General features: G+C 66.0%; 18 protein-coding genes and 1 other RNA gene. 10 read left to right on the plus strand and 9 right to left on the minus strand.

Annotation, left to right across the window (positions count from 1 at the left end):
- Positions 1–55: 55 nt before the first annotated feature.
- From HT578_RS20070 to mmsB, 5 genes are read left to right on the plus strand one after another with little or no spacing between them, the layout of a single operon-like run.
- Complete coding sequence (locus HT578_RS20070) at positions 56–544, plus strand: hypothetical protein (RefSeq protein WP_213501200.1); 489 nt, start codon at positions 56–58, stop codon at positions 542–544.
- A 35-nt stretch (positions 545–579) separates the two neighbouring features.
- Positions 580–1,722 carry an acyl-CoA dehydrogenase family protein gene (locus tag HT578_RS20075; protein WP_213501201.1) on the plus strand — a complete coding sequence of 381 codons (1,143 nt, stop codon included), beginning with the start codon at positions 580–582 and terminating at the stop codon, positions 1,720–1,722.
- Between the two features lie 16 nt (positions 1,723–1,738).
- A complete protein-coding gene (locus tag HT578_RS20080) occupies positions 1,739–2,782 on the plus strand; it encodes an enoyl-CoA hydratase/isomerase family protein (protein ID WP_213501202.1) in 1,044 nt (347 codons plus the stop codon).
- Positions 2,779–3,570, plus strand: a complete 792-nt coding sequence (locus HT578_RS20085; protein WP_239026380.1) for an enoyl-CoA hydratase-related protein — start codon at positions 2,779–2,781, stop codon at positions 3,568–3,570. Before HT578_RS20080 ends, HT578_RS20085 begins: the two co-directional genes overlap by 4 nt.
- A gap of 32 nt (positions 3,571–3,602) precedes the next feature.
- Positions 3,603–4,523 (plus strand): 3-hydroxyisobutyrate dehydrogenase, encoded by a 921-nt coding sequence (gene mmsB / locus HT578_RS20090; RefSeq protein ID WP_277884207.1) that lies wholly within the window; start codon positions 3,603–3,605, stop codon positions 4,521–4,523.
- On the opposite strand, the gene HT578_RS20095 is transcribed toward mmsB, so the two are convergent.
- The 5 genes from HT578_RS20095 to HT578_RS20115 are packed head-to-tail and all read right to left on the minus strand — an operon-like array spanning position 4,520 to position 7,417.
- Positions 4,520–4,741, minus strand: coding sequence for a hypothetical protein (locus tag HT578_RS20095; protein WP_213501205.1), 222 nt, complete (start codon positions 4,739–4,741; stop codon positions 4,520–4,522). The genes mmsB and HT578_RS20095 overlap by 4 nt on opposite strands.
- A 10-nt stretch (positions 4,742–4,751) precedes the next feature.
- Positions 4,752–5,294: an NUDIX hydrolase gene (locus HT578_RS20100; RefSeq protein WP_213501206.1), complete on the minus strand. Its 543-nt coding sequence runs from the start codon at positions 5,292–5,294 to the stop codon at positions 4,752–4,754.
- Positions 5,291–5,977, minus strand: coding sequence for a TPM domain-containing protein (locus tag HT578_RS20105; protein ID WP_213501207.1), 687 nt, complete (start codon positions 5,975–5,977; stop codon positions 5,291–5,293). Before HT578_RS20105 ends, HT578_RS20100 begins: the two co-directional genes overlap by 4 nt.
- An 11-nt stretch (positions 5,978–5,988) precedes the next feature.
- Positions 5,989–6,807 (minus strand): TPM domain-containing protein, encoded by an 819-nt coding sequence (locus tag HT578_RS20110; RefSeq protein ID WP_213501208.1) that lies wholly within the window; start codon positions 6,805–6,807, stop codon positions 5,989–5,991.
- Between the two features lie 4 nt (positions 6,808–6,811).
- Positions 6,812–7,417: a LemA family protein gene (locus HT578_RS20115; protein ID WP_213501209.1), complete on the minus strand. Its 606-nt coding sequence runs from the start codon at positions 7,415–7,417 to the stop codon at positions 6,812–6,814.
- A gap of 214 nt (positions 7,418–7,631) precedes the next feature.
- Between HT578_RS20115 and mscL the strand changes: the two genes are divergently transcribed.
- Together mscL and ssrA are read left to right on the plus strand one after the other, a co-directional pair.
- Positions 7,632–8,117 (plus strand): large conductance mechanosensitive channel protein MscL, encoded by a 486-nt coding sequence (gene mscL, locus HT578_RS20120; protein WP_213501210.1) that lies wholly within the window; start codon positions 7,632–7,634, stop codon positions 8,115–8,117.
- Between the two features lie 5 nt (positions 8,118–8,122).
- Positions 8,123–8,499, plus strand: a transfer-messenger RNA (tmRNA) gene (gene ssrA / locus HT578_RS20125).
- 87 nt (positions 8,500–8,586) lie between these two features.
- On the opposite strand, the gene HT578_RS20130 is transcribed toward ssrA, so the two are convergent.
- Complete coding sequence (locus HT578_RS20130; protein ID WP_422394360.1) at positions 8,587–8,847, minus strand: hypothetical protein; 261 nt, start codon at positions 8,845–8,847, stop codon at positions 8,587–8,589.
- Between the two features lie 339 nt (positions 8,848–9,186).
- Here HT578_RS20130 and HT578_RS20135 point away from each other — a divergent pair, with 339 nt between their 5' ends.
- The 3 genes from HT578_RS20135 to HT578_RS20145 all read left to right on the plus strand — a co-directional run bounded on the left by HT578_RS20135 (position 9,187) and on the right by HT578_RS20145 (position 13,251).
- Positions 9,187–11,304, plus strand: coding sequence for a malate synthase G (locus HT578_RS20135; RefSeq protein WP_213501211.1), 2,118 nt, complete (start codon positions 9,187–9,189; stop codon positions 11,302–11,304).
- A 111-nt stretch (positions 11,305–11,415) separates the two neighbouring features.
- Positions 11,416–12,654: an NHL repeat-containing protein gene (locus HT578_RS20140; RefSeq protein ID WP_213501212.1), complete on the plus strand. Its 1,239-nt coding sequence runs from the start codon at positions 11,416–11,418 to the stop codon at positions 12,652–12,654.
- Positions 12,655–12,756: 102 nt separating this feature from the next.
- The gene (locus HT578_RS20145) at positions 12,757–13,251 is read left to right on the plus strand and encodes a PilZ domain-containing protein (protein WP_213501213.1); all 495 of its coding nucleotides are present in this window, start codon (positions 12,757–12,759) and stop codon (positions 13,249–13,251) included.
- Here HT578_RS20145 and rsmA read toward each other — a convergent pair.
- From rsmA to HT578_RS20160, 3 genes are read right to left on the minus strand one after another with little or no spacing between them, the layout of a single operon-like run.
- Positions 13,233–14,066 (minus strand): 16S rRNA (adenine(1518)-N(6)/adenine(1519)-N(6))-dimethyltransferase RsmA, encoded by an 834-nt coding sequence (gene rsmA / locus HT578_RS20150; RefSeq protein ID WP_213501214.1) that lies wholly within the window; start codon positions 14,064–14,066, stop codon positions 13,233–13,235. The two genes, HT578_RS20145 and rsmA, sit on opposite strands and share 19 nt — an antisense overlap.
- 13 nt (positions 14,067–14,079) lie before the next feature.
- Positions 14,080–15,141 carry a 4-hydroxythreonine-4-phosphate dehydrogenase PdxA gene (gene pdxA, locus HT578_RS20155; protein WP_213501215.1) on the minus strand — a complete coding sequence of 354 codons (1,062 nt, stop codon included), beginning with the start codon at positions 15,139–15,141 and terminating at the stop codon, positions 14,080–14,082.
- Between the two features lie 23 nt (positions 15,142–15,164).
- Complete coding sequence (locus tag HT578_RS20160) at positions 15,165–16,523, minus strand: peptidylprolyl isomerase (protein WP_039395850.1); 1,359 nt, start codon at positions 16,521–16,523, stop codon at positions 15,165–15,167.
- Between the last annotated feature and the right edge of the window lie 153 nt (positions 16,524–16,676).

The raw sequence follows: 16,676 nt of genomic DNA on the forward strand, positions 1-16,676 counted from the left end.
GTCGCATGTCTTCTCGTCGGCCGCGCCGGCCGATCCAGCCTTGCAGGAGTGCTCCATGATACCTCGCGGCCTCGTTCTCGCCTTTCCTCTCGCCGCGCTGCTTGCGGCCTGCTCCTCCGAACCCGAACCGCAGGGAGCCGCCAGCGAAATTGCGGCGGCCGGGGCGGGCGGGATGACCGAACCAGCGTTGCCCGAACCCACGGCCTCGGCAACCGACCTCGCCGACACCACCTCGATCCCGCCGATGTTGCGTGGACGCTGGGGGCTGGTGAAGCTCGATTGCACGGGCGATCCAGCCGCGGCCAAGGGGCTGATGACGGTCGGTGCGAAGGATCTTGAATTCTACGAATCGATGGCGGATCTGGGCGAGATCGAGTCCATTGCCGAGAACGCGGTGACAGGTGCCTTTGCCTTCGAAGGGGAGGGGCAGACCTGGGACCTCGATGTCACCTTGCGTTCGCCCGACGGGGGCGCCACCCTCGTGCGCACCGACAAGGGCGCGGACGCCGCGCCCGAGCCGCTGACCTACACCAAGTGCCCGTAAGAGGCCGCAATTCGATGAGAGAGCCCTGAACGAAGATGACCGATCCCTTTGCCTTCAGCGAGGACCAGGTCGCGATCCGCGACATGGCCGCGAAGTTCACCGCCGAGAAGATCACCCCGTTCGCGGCCGAATGGGATGAGAGCGCCCATTACCCCGTCGATGTCTGGAAGGCGGCGGGTGAACTCGGCTTCGGGGCGATCTATGTCTCGGAAGAAGGCGGGGGCATCGGGCTTGGCCGGCTGGAGGCCGCGCTCATCATGGAGGCGATGGCCTATGGGTGCCCGGCGACGAGCGCCTATATCTCCATCCACAACATGGCGACCTGGATGCTCGACAGCTTTGGCGATGCCGCGCTGAAGGAGCGCTATCTTCCCGGCCTCGTCGCGATGGAGACGATTGCGTCGTATTGCCTCACCGAACCCTCCTCGGGCTCGGACGCGGCCGCGCTCAAGACCACCGCGCGGCGTGAGGGTGACGATTACGTTCTCAATGGCACCAAGCAGTTCATTTCGGGCGGCGGGGTGAACGATATCTACCTCGTCATGGCGCGCACGGGGGAGCACAAGACGCGCGGGATTTCCTGCTTCCTCCTGGAAAAAGGCATGGAGGGCCTCTCCTTCGGCGCGCCCGAGAAGAAGCTGGGCTGGAACGCCTCGCCCACCGCCCAGGTGATCCTCGAGGACTGCCGGGTCCCCGCGGCCAACCGCGTGGGCGCGGAAGGCGACGGCTTCAAGTTCGCGATGGCCGGACTCGACGGTGGGCGTCTCAACATCGGGGCCTGTTCGCTTGGCGGTGCGCAGCGCTGTCTCGATGAGGCGATTGCCTACGTGAAGGACCGCAAGCAGTTCGACCAGCCGCTCGCCGCGTTCCAGAACACGCAGTTCCAGCTTGCCGAGATGGCAACCGAACTCGAGGCCGCGCGCGCGCTTCTTTATCTGGCGGCGGCCAAGGTTACGACCGGGGCGCCTGACAAGACCCGCTTTGCCGCCATGGCCAAGATGATGGCGACCGACACCGGCTCCTCGGTGGTCGACCGCGCGCTCCAGCTTTTCGGCGGCTACGGCTACTTGCGCGACTACCCGATCGAGCGGTTCTGGCGGGATCTGCGGGTTCATCGCATCCTCGAGGGCTCGAACGAGGTCATGCGCATGATTATCGGTCGCGACCTCCTGAACTAGGCGTTAGGGTGATGAAATGACTGATGAAGTGCTGACCCGGCGCGAGGGTGTTGCCGCCATTATATCGCTCAACCGTCCCAAGGCGATCCACGCCCTGACAACGGCCATGTGCGAGGCGATGATCGAGGCCCTCCAGGCTTTTGCCGAGGACGACAGCGTGGGCGTTGTCATTATCGAGCACGCGCAAGGACGGGGTTTCTGTGCGGGGGGCGACATCAACCTCCTGCGCCGCTCGGCGCTGGAGGACGGCGGCATTTCGGGCCGCCGCTTCTTCCTGCACGAATACCGTCTCAACCACCTGCTGTTCACGTACGCCAAGCCGGTCGTGGCCTTCATGGACGGGATCACGATGGGCGGGGGCGTGGGTATCGCACAGCCCGCGACCTACCGCGTGGCGACCGAGAATACGCGCTTTGCCATGCCCGAAACCGGCATCGGTCTGTTCCCGGATGTGGGCGGGGGCTGGTACCTCTCGCGCCTGCCGGGGCGGATCGGCCATTTCCTGGCGCTGACCGGCGCGCGGTTTGACGGGGCGGAGTGCCTCCACACCGGTCTTGCCACGCATTATCTGCCCGTTGCGGCGCAGGATGAGGCCAAGCGCCGGATCGGCGAGGGGGAGGGGATCGAGACCGTGCTCTCAGACCTGGCCGAGGTCCCGCCAGAAGCCAGGGTTGCGGCCAATGAAGCGCGGATCGCGCGGCACTTCGCCTTCGATACGCTGGAAGAAATCTTCGCCTCGCTCGAAGCCGACGACAGCGAATGGGCTGCGAAGGAACTGGCCACGCTGCGCACCAAGAGCCCGCAGGCCTGCAAGGTCGCGCTGCACGAACTGGCCCAGTCCCTCACGCTGGAGAGCTTCGCCGAGGAAATGGCGATGGAATACCGGATCGCGGCACGCGTGCTGGTCCTGCCCGATTTTGCCGAGGGCGTGCGCGCGGTCATCGTCGACAAGGACAATGCGCCGGCCTGGAACCCGGCGACGCCCGAGGGCGTGACAGATGCGGCCATCGCGGCCATCTTCGCGCCGCTTGCCCCAACCGAGGAATGGAATCCCCTATGACCGAGCCCACCTACGAAACCCTCCTGGTCGAGACCCGGGGCGCCGTAACGCTGATCACGCTTAACCGTCCCAAGGCTCTGAACGCGCTCAATTCGACCGTGATGACCGAGATGGTGGCTGCCATGGCCGCGTTCGAGGCCGACCCCACGCAGGGCTGCGCTGTGGTGACGGGGGCTGGCGAAAAGGCCTTTGCCGCAGGCGCGGACATCAAGGAGATGGCAACCAAGTCGGGCGCGGAATTCTTTTCGGAGGACTTCTTCTCCGAGTGGACGAGCAAGGTCGTCAAGGCCACCCGAAAGCCCTGGATCGCGGCCGTCAACGGCTTTGCGCTGGGCGGTGGCTGCGAGGTCGCGATGATGGCCGACTTCATCATCGCCTCGGAGAACGCGAAGTTCGGCCAGCCCGAGATCACGCTCGGCGTCATTCCGGGCATGGGCGGCTCGCAGCGCCTTGCCCGCGCGGTGGGCAAGTCCAAGGCCATGGACCTGTGCCTGACGGGTCGCATGATGGATGCCCAGGAAGCCGAGCGCGCGGGCCTCGTCGCCCGCATCGTGCCCGCCGACCAGCTCCTCGACGAGGCGATGAAGGCCGCCGAGAAGATCGCTTCGCTGCCCCCGCTCGCGGTCAAGGCGAACAAGGAAGCGGTGAACGTCGCCTTTGAAACCACGCTCGATGCCGGGCTCCTGATGGAGCGCCGCATCTTCCAGGTCGTCGCGGGCACCGAGGACAAGACCGAGGGCATGGCGGCCTTCGTCGAGAAGCGTCCGGGCGTCTGGAAGGGCAAGTAACCGCGGGCTACCGCGCCGGATAACTTGGGAAGATCACCGGGGGACGGCGAAGACGTCGCCCCCGAAGACGGGAGAGTTGTGCAATGAACATCGCCTTCATCGGACTAGGCAACATGGGCGGCGGCATGGCCGCGAACCTGGTCAAGGCGGGCCACGCGGTCCGTGCCTTCGACCTCTCGACCGAGGCACTGGCCCGCGCCGCCGAGCAGGGCTGCACGCCGTGCGCGAGCGTGGAAGAGGCTGTCGCGGGGGCCGAAGCGGTCCTCTCGATGCTCCCCAACGGCGCCATCGTGAAGGCGGTGCTCACGCAGGAGGTGCTCGGCGTGGCACCGAAAGGCGCGGTGCTGATCGACTGCTCGACCATTGATCTGGAAACCGCGCGCGAGGTCACCCTGCTGGCGCGGGAGGCGGGTTACCCGATGGTCGATGCGCCCGTTTCGGGCGGGATCGCGGCTGCAAGCGCAGGGACGCTGACCTTCATGGTTGGCGGCTCGGACGAGGCCTTTGCGCGCGCCGAGCCGGTCCTTGAACCCATGGCCAAGGCCGTGATCCGTGCGGGCGAAAGTGGCGCCGGACAGATCGCCAAGATGTGCAACAACATGCTGCTGGCGGTGCACATGATCGGCACCTGCGAGGCGCTCAAGCTGGCCGAGAAGGCCGGGCTCGACCCGCAGACCTTTTACGATATCTCGTCGAAATCGACCGGCTATTGCTGGTCGCTCAACGACTACACGCCGATGGCGGGGGTGGGGGCGGCGAGCCCGGCCGACAACGATTATGCGGGCGGTTTCGCCGCCGCGCTCATGCTCAAGGACCTGAAGCTGGCGATGGCAGGAGCCGAAGGGGCGGGGGCGAAGGTTCCTCTGGGCGGACACGCCAAGGCGATCTACGAGGCGTTTGTCGAAAGTGGCGGCGGGGGCAAGGACTTCGGCGCGATCCTGACGACGCTCTAGCGCGCGGCATTCTCGCGGGCCGCCTTCGCAGCACGCCGCCGGGCCAACTCGAAGGCGGGTAGCTTCATGCCCTTTGTCCGCCCGGTCAGATGAACGTCCCCGCACAGTTCGCAGCGATAAGGGCGCAAAGGGAAGGGTGCCTTTTCGGCGACGCGCAGGGCCTCTTCCTCATTCGCAAAGCGCTTCTTGCGCTGGCAGATGCCTGGCCGGGTGCGCATGGCTGGCGTGTCAGCGCAGGAGCGCGGGGCCGAGCAGCGCGAGCATCTTCACGTCCATCGCATAGTCCTTCGCGCGAAAGTCCGCGATGACCTCGCCGATCCGGGACAGCGGCACGCGGTGCACCACGATGTTTTCATCGTCCACTCCGCCGCCCTCGCCGACCTTGACGAGATCGCGGGCGCGAAAGAGCGTGAAGCTCTCGCTCACCATGCCCGGCGAGGAGAAGAACTCACCCATGTTCTCCATGGTCCCGGCGCGGTAGCCGGTCTCTTCCTCCAGCTCGCGGATGGCGGCATTGGCCGGGTCCTCGTCCGCCATGTCGCTTTCATCGCCGACAAGGCCTGCGGGAAGTTCGAGGCACCGGCGCTGGAGCGGTACGCGGTACTGGTCGACAAGGATCACGTTGTCCTCTTCGTCGATGGCGAGGATCACCGCAGCCTTGATGCCGCGGGCGCGGCCGACGAACTCCCAGCGCCCCCGGGTCTTGGCGGTGATGAAACGTCCCTCCCAGCGGATTTCCTCGGGAGCATCGGCGTCGGGGGGAAGGGTCATACTTCGATCAGCCTGTCGGGAAGTTCGTTGATGTCATCGTCCGCGCGCGGGAAGTGGGGCGCGACGATGGCGCCCACCTTGAGAACAGCCGCACACATGCCGTCTGCGACGCGTCCTTCGCGCACGTGGCCCAGCATCGCCTGCATGGCATCGCCCCAGACCTCGGGGTCCACCTTGGTGGCGATGGCCTGATCGGCGAGGATCTCGGCGCGGTGTTCACGCATGGAGAGGTAGATGAGGACGCCGGTACGCCCCATGGTGCGCTGCTCGGCGCCGATGCGGAAAGCGCGCACCGCGCGCTCGTGGACGCGGGCGGTCTTCACAGGGCCCGGGATCACGGCGAACTTGAGCGGCGTCCACAGCTGCAGCAGGTAGGCGCCCGCGAACTTGAGTGTGGCAAAGCCTGCGGCCAGACCCACGATCGCGCGCGGTGTCCATTCGTGGCCCCAGTCGGCCAGCGCCCAGTCGTAAAGCCCCATGTAGAACTCGGGGAAAAGGCTGAGCGCGGCGAGGGCCAGCAGCGCCACGCCCGCGCACCACGTCAGCGCGACATCGGTGTAGCCGTCCGAACGGTCCGCGAGGATCGTGACGATCTCGCCCGCGCTCTGCAGTTCGGCCTTCGCAACCGCCGCGCTGATCTGCGCGTGATCGGCCTCGGTAAGATAGGTGGGAGCAGGTTTCATTCTCGTCTCTCCTACCAGCTGCCGCTCGCGCCGCCACCGCCGAAGCTGCCGCCGCCACCGGAAAATCCGCCGCCGCCAAAGCCGCCTCCGCCGCCGAAGCCGCCTCCGCCGCCCCAGTGGTCGTCATCATCGCCCCAGCCTCCGCCGGGGATCCAGATGAAACCGGGACCACTCGAACGGCGCCGTCCGCGCCCGCCCCGGGCCTCGTTGACCATGGGGGCGACGACGAAGAAGAGAACGAGAAGGATGAAGAATACGGTGCCGGCCGAGATGCCGCTGCCGCCCTCGCGCGCCTGCTGGTCGGCCTGCTCGGCCAATTTACGGGCCTCTTCGGGCGGGAGCATGATGAGCTTGGCAATGGCGGCTGTGCCTGCCGCGATGCCGCCGGGATAGTCGCCCTTCTTGAAGGCGGGCAGGATGTTCTCATCGATGATGAGGCGGCTCATGCCGTCGGTCAGGATCGGCTCCAAGCCATAGCCGACCTCGATCCGGACCTTGCGCGCGTTGGGCGCGACGATGAGGAGCGCGCCGTTGTTCGTCTCCTTCTGGCCGATCCCCCAGGCACGGCCCAGCTGGTAGCCGTAGTCGGAAATGTCGTAGCCCTGCAGATCGGGGATCGTGGCAACGACCAACTGGCGGCCGGACTGCTTTTCCAGCGCGGCAAGCTTCTGGGTCAGGCGGGCTTCCTCGGCGTCGGGAATGATCCCGGCTTGGTCGACCACGCGGCCCGTCAGCTTGGGAAACTGCGGCGCGGCCTGTGCCCCTTGCACGAAAAGCAGGGAGCACAGGGCCAGCGCGAGAGCGGCGAAAACCTGCCGGAGACGGGTCACCGGATCAGAGCTTGCCTTCGAGGGAAGGGGCTACGTCCGCGTTGGGCGTGGTCGCCTTGTAGGGGACCAGCGGATCCGCACCGCGCAGCTGCGCGCCGATCATCGAGGGGAAGGTGCGCACCTCGGTGTTGTAGTCCTGGACGGCCGCGTTGTAGTCGCGGATCGAGACCGCGATGCGGTTCTCGGTACCTTCCAGCTGGCTTTGCAGCATGCGGTAATTCTCGTTCGACGTGATGTTGGGATAGGCCTCGAAGCTGGCCATCAGGCGGCCCAGACCTGCCGAGAGCTGGCTCTGCGCCTGCGAGAACTGCTCCATCTTGGCCGGATCGCCCAGGTCATCGCCAGTGATCTGGATCGAGGTCGCCTTGGCGCGGGCCTCGGTGACGCCGGTGAGGATTTCCTTCTCCTGCTCGGCCGCGCCCTTGGCGACGGCGGCGAGGTTGGGGACAAGGTTCGCGCGGCGCTGGAAGTTGGCTTCGACGTCCGCCCACTTGGCCTTGGCCGCTTCCTGCTTGGTGGGCACCGAGTTGAAGCCGCAGGCCGCAAGCGAGAGCGCCGCGAGGCCGACGAGCAGGATACGTCCCTTGCGGGCCGCGTTCGACAGGGTCATTGGGGTATGTCCTCCACTTGAAGTCCTCGCGCGGGAAGGCGAAAACTCTCCACGATATAGCCTAGATAGCGTTCGGGGATGACGGTTCAACCGCAGCGGGTCATGCTGTGGGCAACAAAACACACCGTTATGCGTTCGCAAGCGTCAACAAACCTTTGTGTGCCGGGGCTGCCTGTGCATAGTCCCGCCATCGTGTTCACCATGGGGCAAAGGCATGACAGTCTTCGAAGAATTCAAGAAGTTCATTTCGCGCGGAAACGTGCTCGACTTGGCGGTTGGCGTGATGATCGGCGCCGCGTTCGGCAAGATCGTGACCTCGCTCACCGAGAACGTCATCATGCCGGTCATCGGCGCCCTGATGGGCGATCTCGACTTCTCCAAATACTTCATCCTGCTGGGCGAGATCCCGGCAGATTATACCGGCTCGCTTACCGACTACACCGCGCTCAAGGCGGCGGGCGTCGCGATGATCGGGTATGGCGTGTTCATTACGCAGATCATCAATTTCCTGATTATCGCTGCCGTGCTCTTCATGCTGGTGCGCACGATCAACAAGGTGATCGACGAAATGGAATCCAAGAAGAAGGAGGCCGAGGTCACCGCTGAGGCACCCGCGGTTCCCACCGATCCCCAGCTCGACACGCTGCGCGAGATTCTCGAGGAACTGCGCAAGTCGGGGAAAGCCCCTCCGGCGGCGTGACGCACGCCCTTCACATTCCGATAAAACGCCCTATATGGGCACCTGTCGGCTTCGGTCGACTATGACGATAAAGTGTACCGTGCAATAGGCACAGCGGACCCGGGGGCGGTACCCGGCGGCTCCACCATCACCCGTCCCGCAGCTTCCTTGGAAGGGCGGGACAACCCTGTTGTCGCAGGGGTGTTGACGGGGCCGAACTAGGATCGACGTGTGTTGAAAAGCGGTGTTTTCGTCCGGGCTGAGTAACCCGTTAAAGGCTCAAAACTCATAAGTGCCAACGACAACGAAGCACTCGCTCTCGCCGCGTAATTCTAGGGGCTAACGCCCTGAAGTTACAAAGCTAAAGCGCGGTTGGACCCACCGGGCAACAGAAGCGGATTCCAGGGGCCCGGGGTGAGCCTGGCAACAGAATCACCCCACCGTTTCCGACATTTCGAGATGGTTTGCGATACCGCGCCGCGGCGCGGCGTCAGGCCGCTTCGCGTCCGGCGGTAAGGGCATCGTCCTGCGGCGCGCTGTGGCGGATGGTCGCGACATTGGGCGTGCCGTGCCTAGGCCGGGCGAGAAACGCGGCCTTCTCATACTTGATGCAGTCGAGGATCTTGGCGCCGGCCATGAAGACCGCGCCCGTGCAGGCGAGGAAGAGGAGCTTGCCCCCGGTCCCGGGAAACTGCACGAGATAGGCCTGTCCACGCTGCACGGCGCCCGTCGCCAGAGCGTAGATGATCATGTACGCTTCCCAATGGGTCTTGATTACGAACAGGCGGGCGACTTTTCGAAGCATTTCCATCCTCTTGGCGCTCCTCCTGTCAAGCAAGGGGCGTGCCAGTACCGCGATCCCGGGGGACTCGATCACTAACAGCTCCTTACTTGTAAGGCATGCCGACGCCTGGTGTAATACGAGGCTACACCGTTTCCGATGGAACGTGCGGGCCTTGCGCCTTGCCGAGACTTGCGCATCGCGCGAATTTGCGGCATAGGGCGCTCAATCCTCCCCAGGACATACATGGTACTGTCTGAAGTGCGCCCGACTCGGTTGGAGCTCGCGCGCATCATGGTGTGAGGATTTATGACCAAGAGGATCGAACGCTGCGGCCTTCGCGTCGATGCAGCTCTCGCGCAGTTCATCGAGAACGAGGTTCTGCCCCCGATCGGCCAGGACGCGGATGCGTTCTGGAGTGGCTTTGCCGCACTTGTGGGCGAATACGCGCCGCGTAACCGCGCGCTTCTGCAAACGCGCGAGGATCTGCAGGCGCGCATCGATGCCTGGCACGGCGAGCGCGCTGGCCAGCCGCTTGACGCGCAGGCCTACGAGGCCTTCCTGCGCGAGATCGGCTACCTCGTCCCCGAGCCGGGGGACTTCACCATCGCCACGAAGAACGTTGATCCCGAGATCGCGACGATGGCCGGGCCGCAGCTCGTCGTGCCCGTTCTCAACGCGCGCTTCCTCCTCAACGCGGCCAATGCGCGCCGCGGCAGCCTTTACGATGCCTTCTATGGCACCGATGCGCTCGACGCGCCGCCCGCGCAGGGGCCCGGCTACGATCCGCAGCGCGGGAGTGCTGTCATCGCGGCCGGACGTGATTTCCTGGACCGCGCGATCCCGCTGGCACACGGCTCCTGGGCCGACCTCAGCGATGTCGCGGAGCGCGAACTTGCCGACGAGACCCAGTACCTGGGCGAGACGGAAAAGGGCCTGGTCTTCACCAACAACGGCCTCACCATCGAGCTTGTCTTCGATCCCCAGAGCCCGGTTGGGCAGGGGGATCGTATGGGCCTGTCCGATATCGTGCTCGAAGCCGCACTCACGACGATCGTCGATCTGGAGGATTCGGTTGCCGCGGTCGATGCCGAGGACAAGATCGCGGCCTATGCGAACTGGCTGGGCGTCATCCGCGGCGATCTGTCCGACACTTTCGAGAAGGGCGGAAAGACGCAGACCCGCACGCTCGCGCCCGACACGCAGATGGTGACGCGCGAAGGTGAACGCACCGCGCTTCCCGGCCGCTCGCTGCTATTCGTCCGCAATGTCGGCCACCTGATGACCAACCCGGCGGTCCTGCTGCCCGATGGCGGTGAGATCCCCGAGGGTATTCTCGATGCCGTCGTCACCAGCGCCATCTCGACGCAGGACGTGAAGGGGCTGACGCGGTACGGCAACAGCCGCCAGGGCTCCATCTACATCGTGAAGCCCAAGATGCATGGGCCCGAGGAATGCGCCTTCACCGACGATCTGTTCAACGCGGTTGAGGATCTTCTCGGTCTTGATCGTCACACCATCAAGGTTGGCGTCATGGATGAGGAGCGCCGCACCTCGGCGAACCTGGCCGCCTGCATCGCGGCGGTGAAGGAGCGTGTCGTCTTCATCAACACCGGCTTCCTTGACCGCACCGGCGACGAGATCCACACCTCGATGCGGGCAGGGCCGATGATCCGCAAGGCCGACATCAAGGGCTCGACCTGGATTGCCGCCTACGAGACGCGCAACGTCGCGATCGGCCTCAAGCACGGCCTGTCCGGCATCGCGCAGATCGGCAAGGGCATGTGGGCGGCGCCCGACAGGATGCACGACATGCTCGCGCAGAAGATCGGCCACCCGCGCACCGGCGCCAACACCGCCTGGGTTCCTTCGCCCACGGCCGCGACGCTCCACGCCATGCATTACCACCAGGTCGACGTCTTCGGCCTGCGCGAGGAAATTGCGCAGGAGGCGATCCCGGGGCTCGACCAGTTGCTCCAGATCCCGCTCGCCAACGGGGCCAACTGGTCGCCCGAGGAGATCCGCGAGGAGCTGGACAACAACGCGCAAGGGCTGCTGGGCTATGTCGTGCGCTGGATCGACCAGGGTGTCGGCTGCTCCAAGGTTCCCGACATCAACGACGTGGGCCTGATGGAAGACCGCGCGACCTTGCGCATTTCCAGCCAGCACATGGCCAATTGGCTGCTGCACGGGGTCTGTACCCGCGAACAGGTCCTGGATTCGCTGCAGCGTATGGCGGCCAAGGTCGATGCGCAGAACGCAGGCGATCCTCTCTACGAGCCGATGGACGGAAACTGGGAGCGCAGTCTTGCCTTCCAGGCGGCGTGCGACCTTGTCTTCAAGGGAGTCGAGCAGCCGAGCGGGTACACCGAGCCCCTGCTGCACGCCTGGCGCCTCAAGAAGAAGTCGCTGGTCCTCGCGGCCTGATCTCTGTGGCCGTCTGGTCCTGCTCGCAGGGCAGGGCTAGGCGCGCTGCCGCCTGAAAGGTATCCTCCCGTGTGCAAGGCCCGCCAAGGGCTGCTGCCGGGAGGATCTTTCATGGCTCTACGACGCTCACTTCGTCTGTCGCTTGGCGTGCTGCTGGGCAGCGTGGCGCTTTGCACAGGCGCTGCGGTTTCGGGGCAGGGCGATCCTGAGGCTGCGCTGGTTGCGGTCGAGAGCGAGCACCTGGCTCCTGCCGTCCCGATGCCGCGTTTCAAGGCGGATGCGAGCTGGCCACGACTTCCGGCCGACACGATCCTGGGGCAGATCCCGGGGCTCTCGGTCGGGCCCGACGACAGCGTGTGGATCGTCCAGCGGCCCAATTCGCTTGACGTGCACGAGGCGGGGCTGGCCGCCGATCCCCCCACGACGCTCAGCTGCTGCCGGCCCGCGCCCCACGTCATCAACTTCGCGCCAGATGGCACGCTGCGCCGCGCCTGGGGCGGGGAAAGCCACGCTCCCGATATCGGGGGGACTTCGCAGTGGCCGGCCAATGTCCACGGCCTCTTTGCCGCGCGCGATGGCACGGTCTGGATCGGCGGGAATGGGAAGGACGATCACGTCGTCCTTCAGTTCACTGCCGATGGCCGGTTTCTGCGCCAGTTCGGCCAGCGCGGGAAAAGCGAAGGTAACGAGAGTTCGCGCTATCTCGGCAATCCGTCCGATGTCTTCGCCGACGGGGACAGCGTGCTGGTCTCCGATGGCTATATCAACAAGCGGATCGTGCAGTTGAGGGAGAAGGACCTGTCGTTCCTGCGGTTCTGGGGGGCGTATGGTGCCAGGCCCGGAGGTGGAACGCGCGCGCAGCCATTCGACCAGAGCCAGGCCGCCAGCACCGGCGATGGCGGCGCGGATCCTGCCTCGCGCTCCTTCGGTGACATCGTGCACTGCGTGGAGCGGGGGCCGGAGGGGCTCATCTACGTCTGCGATCGGCGCAACAACCGCATCCAGGTCTTCCGGGAAACGCAGGGCGATGGGGAGGCCTCGGGTGGGCTGGAGTTCGTCCGCGACATCGTCATCGCGCCGGGGACCGGAGGGCTGCGCTCGGCCTCGGACGTCGCCTTCTCTCCTGACGGGACCTATATGTACGTCGCCGATATGGCCAATGCGAAGGTCTGGATCCTGGGGCGCGAGAGCGGCGAGGTGATCGGGAATTTCGGACGCGTCGGGCGCTATCCGGGCCAGTTCTTCTGGCTTCATTCCGTCGCGGTCGATAGCCGCGGCAATGTCTACACAACCGAGGTTGGAACCGGGCGCAGGGTGCAGAAATTCGTACCGGTTGGAATGATCCGATAGTTCAGGTCTTGCGCAGGTTTCCGTTTTTTAATCTGCAGGATAGCATTTTCTGGTAGATTGATGGGCAGACGCAGCTGGCGCGTCACGCAAAAGGGTCCTGCCATGCCGTTCCACAAACAGCGTCGCGAAGAGCGGATCGATCTGGATCTGGAGGCCATTCTCGAGGTCGGTGATCGCGACTGCCCCGTGACCCTGGTGAATGCCGCATCGGGAGGCGTGCTGGTTCTCCTCGATACGCCGCCACCGCGCGGAACGGCGGTTTCGCTGAGGGTGGCCGGTCGTCATCTTGATGGGCAGGTGCGCTGGCGCGGGGCGGATCGCTGCGGTATCGCGTTTCGCGAGACGATTGACGTTACGGCGCTGCAAGTGGGCCGGTTGCTACCCGCCGGGCCACCGCCGATGGCCCATCGCGGTGACAGCTATCGGGGGCCTCGCGGTATCCTGCGAACGATCATCCACGAGGGGCCGCCATCGGGCCGCGTGCTCAATGGGGCGCTGCTGGTCCTTGCGCTACTCTGCACGCTGCTCGCGATTTCGCGGCTGAGCGCGCCGCCCGTGATGGGCGTGCCAACGACGCCTTACGCGCTTTTTGACTGACCAAGTGTGCGGGCAATCGCTACGAACTCGGCGACCGAGAGCGTTTCCGCGCGGCGCTGGGGGTCGATCTCCAGTTCCTCGAGCGCGGCGAGCGCGCCGGGCACGCCCTTGAGGCTCTGGCGCAGCATCTTGCGGCGCTGTCCGAAAGCGGCCTCTGTCACGCGCTCGAGCAGGCGCATCGAGACGCCTTCGGGGGCTTCGCCGGGTACCACGTGCACGATGGCGGACATGACCTTGGGCGGCGGGGTGAAGGCGCTGCGGTGGACCTTGAGCGCGAGCTTTGCCTTCGCGCGCCATTGCGCAAGCACGGCAAGGCGCCCGTAAGCCGAGGTGTTCGTCTCGGCGACGATGCGCCGGGCGACCTCTTCCTGGAACATGAGCGTGAGCGAGCGCCACTGCGGCGGCCATTCCTCGCCTGAAAGCCAGCCCGTGAACAGCGCGGTGCCCACGTTGTAGGGCAGGTTCGCGACGATGTGGTAGGGCCCGTCGAAGAGCGTGGCGGGCGCGATCTTCATCGCATCGCCCTCGATCACCTTGAGCTTGCCGGGAAAGGCGGCTTCCACTTCGGCGAGGGCGGGGAGGCAGCGCCGGTCCATCTCGATCGCGGTAACCTCGGCCCCTGCGCGCAGGAGCGCGCGGGTGAGGCCGCCAGGACCGGGGCCGACCTCGAGCACCTTCTCACCCGCGAGTGATCCGGGAATGGCGGCAATGCGGTCGAGCAGCTGCTCGTCGAAGAGGAAGTTCTGGCCCAGCGCCTTCGAGGCGGAGAGGCCGTGGCGGGCGATAACCTCGCGCAGGGGGGGAAGCGTGCTCATGGCAGGGGATCGCTCATGGAAGAAGGCCCGCAGCGCGGCGGGCGGCGCATTCGCCGGCCATGCGCAGCGCCGCGATCATGGCGCCGGGGCTCGCGATGTTGCGGCCCGCGATGCCAAAGGCGGTGCCGTGGTCGGGCGAAGTGCGGATGATGGGAAGGCCGAGCGTCACATTGACGCCCGCATCGAAGTCGAGCGTCTTGATCGGGATCAGCGCCTGGTCGTGGTACATGCACAAGGCCACGTCGTAGCCTGAACGCTCGTGCGCGGCGAACAGCGCGTCGGCCGGATGCGGACCGGTGACGGCCAGCCCCTCGGCCTGCAGCTGGGCAATGGCGGGCGCGATGATGCGAATTTCCTCCTCGCCCATGCGCCCGTCCTCGCCCGCGTGCGGGTTGAGGCCGGTGATCGCGATACGCGGGGCCACAAGGCCAAAGTCACGCACCAGTGCGCGGGCAACGATGCGGGCCTTGTGGGTGATGAGTTCCGGCGTGATCAGTCCGGGAACACGGGCAAGCGGTTCATGCACGGTCAGCGGCACGGTGCGCAAGTTGGGTCCGGCGAGCATCATCACGGCATCGTCGGGGCCCAGCGCGCAGGCTTCGGCCAGAAACTCGGTCTGCCCCGGATGGGCGAAACCGACGGTCGCAAGCCGCGCCTTGGCAATCGGGCCCGTCACGACCGCGCCTGCCGCGCCGGTGCGCGCAAGGTCGGTTGCCTCGGTCAGCGAATGAAGGGCAAGGCGCGCGCCCGCCTCGTCGGGCGCGCCGAACTGCGGCGCGCAGTCGGCTTCGCCCAGGACAGGCAATGCCTCCTCGAAGATCTCGAGTGCCTGGGCCGGACGCTCGATCTGGCGCACGGGCAGGGTATGTCCGCGCGAGGCGGCGGCCATACCCAGAGTCAGGGCTCCGCCGACCGCGAAGAAGGGCGAGAGTCCCGCCGCGCGGCGCTGCAGCCAGGCTTCGGCGATCAGCTCGGGGGCGATCCCCGCCGGATCGCCGAGCGAGACCGCGACGGGCGCGGCGCTTGACCTCGTCCCAGTCGGAGTCACGGTCGGAGCGGGGGCGGGGCTGTCCATCGGCTCAGCGTTTCGGCCTTGCGTCAGTTGTACTCGATGACGGCATCGCGACGAAGGTCGCGCAGGTACATCTGCGCGCGCTTGTTGATGCGTTCGTCTTCCATCTGCGCCATGAGCTGATCGAAGTTGGGGCCGCTGCTCGACTGCGGATCGTCGCGGCCGCACAGCATGAGCATGCGCACGCCGTCTTCGAGCGAGCCGAACGGGGGCAGGCTTTCACCCGGCGAGAGCTGGAGGATCGCCGACTGGATCTGGGCGGGCAGGTCGCGCGCCTTGACCTGGTCGTTGGTGACGACCTGCGCGCCGATGGTGGCGGCGACTTCCTCGACGTTGCCGCAGCCCTTGGCGCTCTGGATCGTCTTGGCGAAATCCTCGGCGCGCTGGCCGGCCTGGGCCTCGGTCGTGCCCTTGGGGAAGGTGATCGAGATCTGCTTGAGCGAAAGGATCGCATCGCGCGGATCGGCGGTCAGGACCTGGCGCTTGTCGATGAGGTACAGGATGTCGAAGCCGCCGGGGACCTCGACCGGGCCAACGAGCTGGCCGGGCTGCATCTCGCGCGCGACCGTGGCAAGCTCGGTGGGAAGCTGTGCGAGGCGAATCCAGCCAAGATCGCCGCCGACCGCGGCGGTCGAGGCCTGCGAGTACTGGCGCGCATAGGCGACGAAGCTGCCGCCTTCGCGGATCTGCTGCACGATCTGCGAGGCGTTGTTGTAGACCTGCTCGCGCGCTTCGGCGGGGGCGGCAAGGTAGATCTCGCCGATGCGGTATTCCTCGGTGCCCTTGGAGGCTTCGAGGCGCTGGATCGTCTCGTTCACCTCGTCCTCGGAGACGTTGATGAAGGGGGCGATGTTGCGCTGGAGCAGGCGCTGCCAGGACATCTCGCCGCGGATCTGGCGCTTGAGCGATTCGGCCGAGGAGCCGATGCGCTTGAGGTAGGCGTCCATCGCCGAGGTGTCCTGGTCGAAGTTCTGGGCTGCGACGCGGGCATAGGACTGGTCGATCTCGGCCTGGGCGACCTCGACCTCGTTGGCCTCCGCTTCCTGGATCTGGAGCGTTTCGTCGATGAGGTTGCGCAGGACCTGGAGGCGCAGGCGCTTCTGGTCTTCTTCGCTCAGCTCGTTCTGGTTGGCCGCGAGGATCAGCGCGAGGCGCTGGTCGACGTCGGTGCCAGTGATGACGTCACCGTTCACCACTGCGGTTGCCTTGCGCACGTTGGGGTTGTCGTTGCCGAAGATCTTGACGTCGTCGGGGATGACGATCGCGCCCTGGGGGGCGGACTGCGCGCTCGCAGCGCCCGTGCCCAGCACGCCCGCAAGGACGGCGAGCGAGGCAACGCCGGCCAGAGTGCGCTTCAGGAACCTGTTGCGATTGACTGCTACCACCGTGATTTCAATCCCGTATTCGGCCACCCCCGAAGGGTGGCTCCGCCCGAGGCGGAAAAATGTGTCGTCCGCCTGCTGAGTGCGGACATGGATGCGCCAACCTGCCGCAGAACGGCTTAACGCAAGCTGTCGCGGCGGGGCTTATCGGAAAAT

Source organism: Novosphingobium decolorationis (assembly GCF_018417475.1).
GTDB lineage: Bacteria > Pseudomonadota > Alphaproteobacteria > Sphingomonadales > Sphingomonadaceae > Novosphingobium > Novosphingobium decolorationis.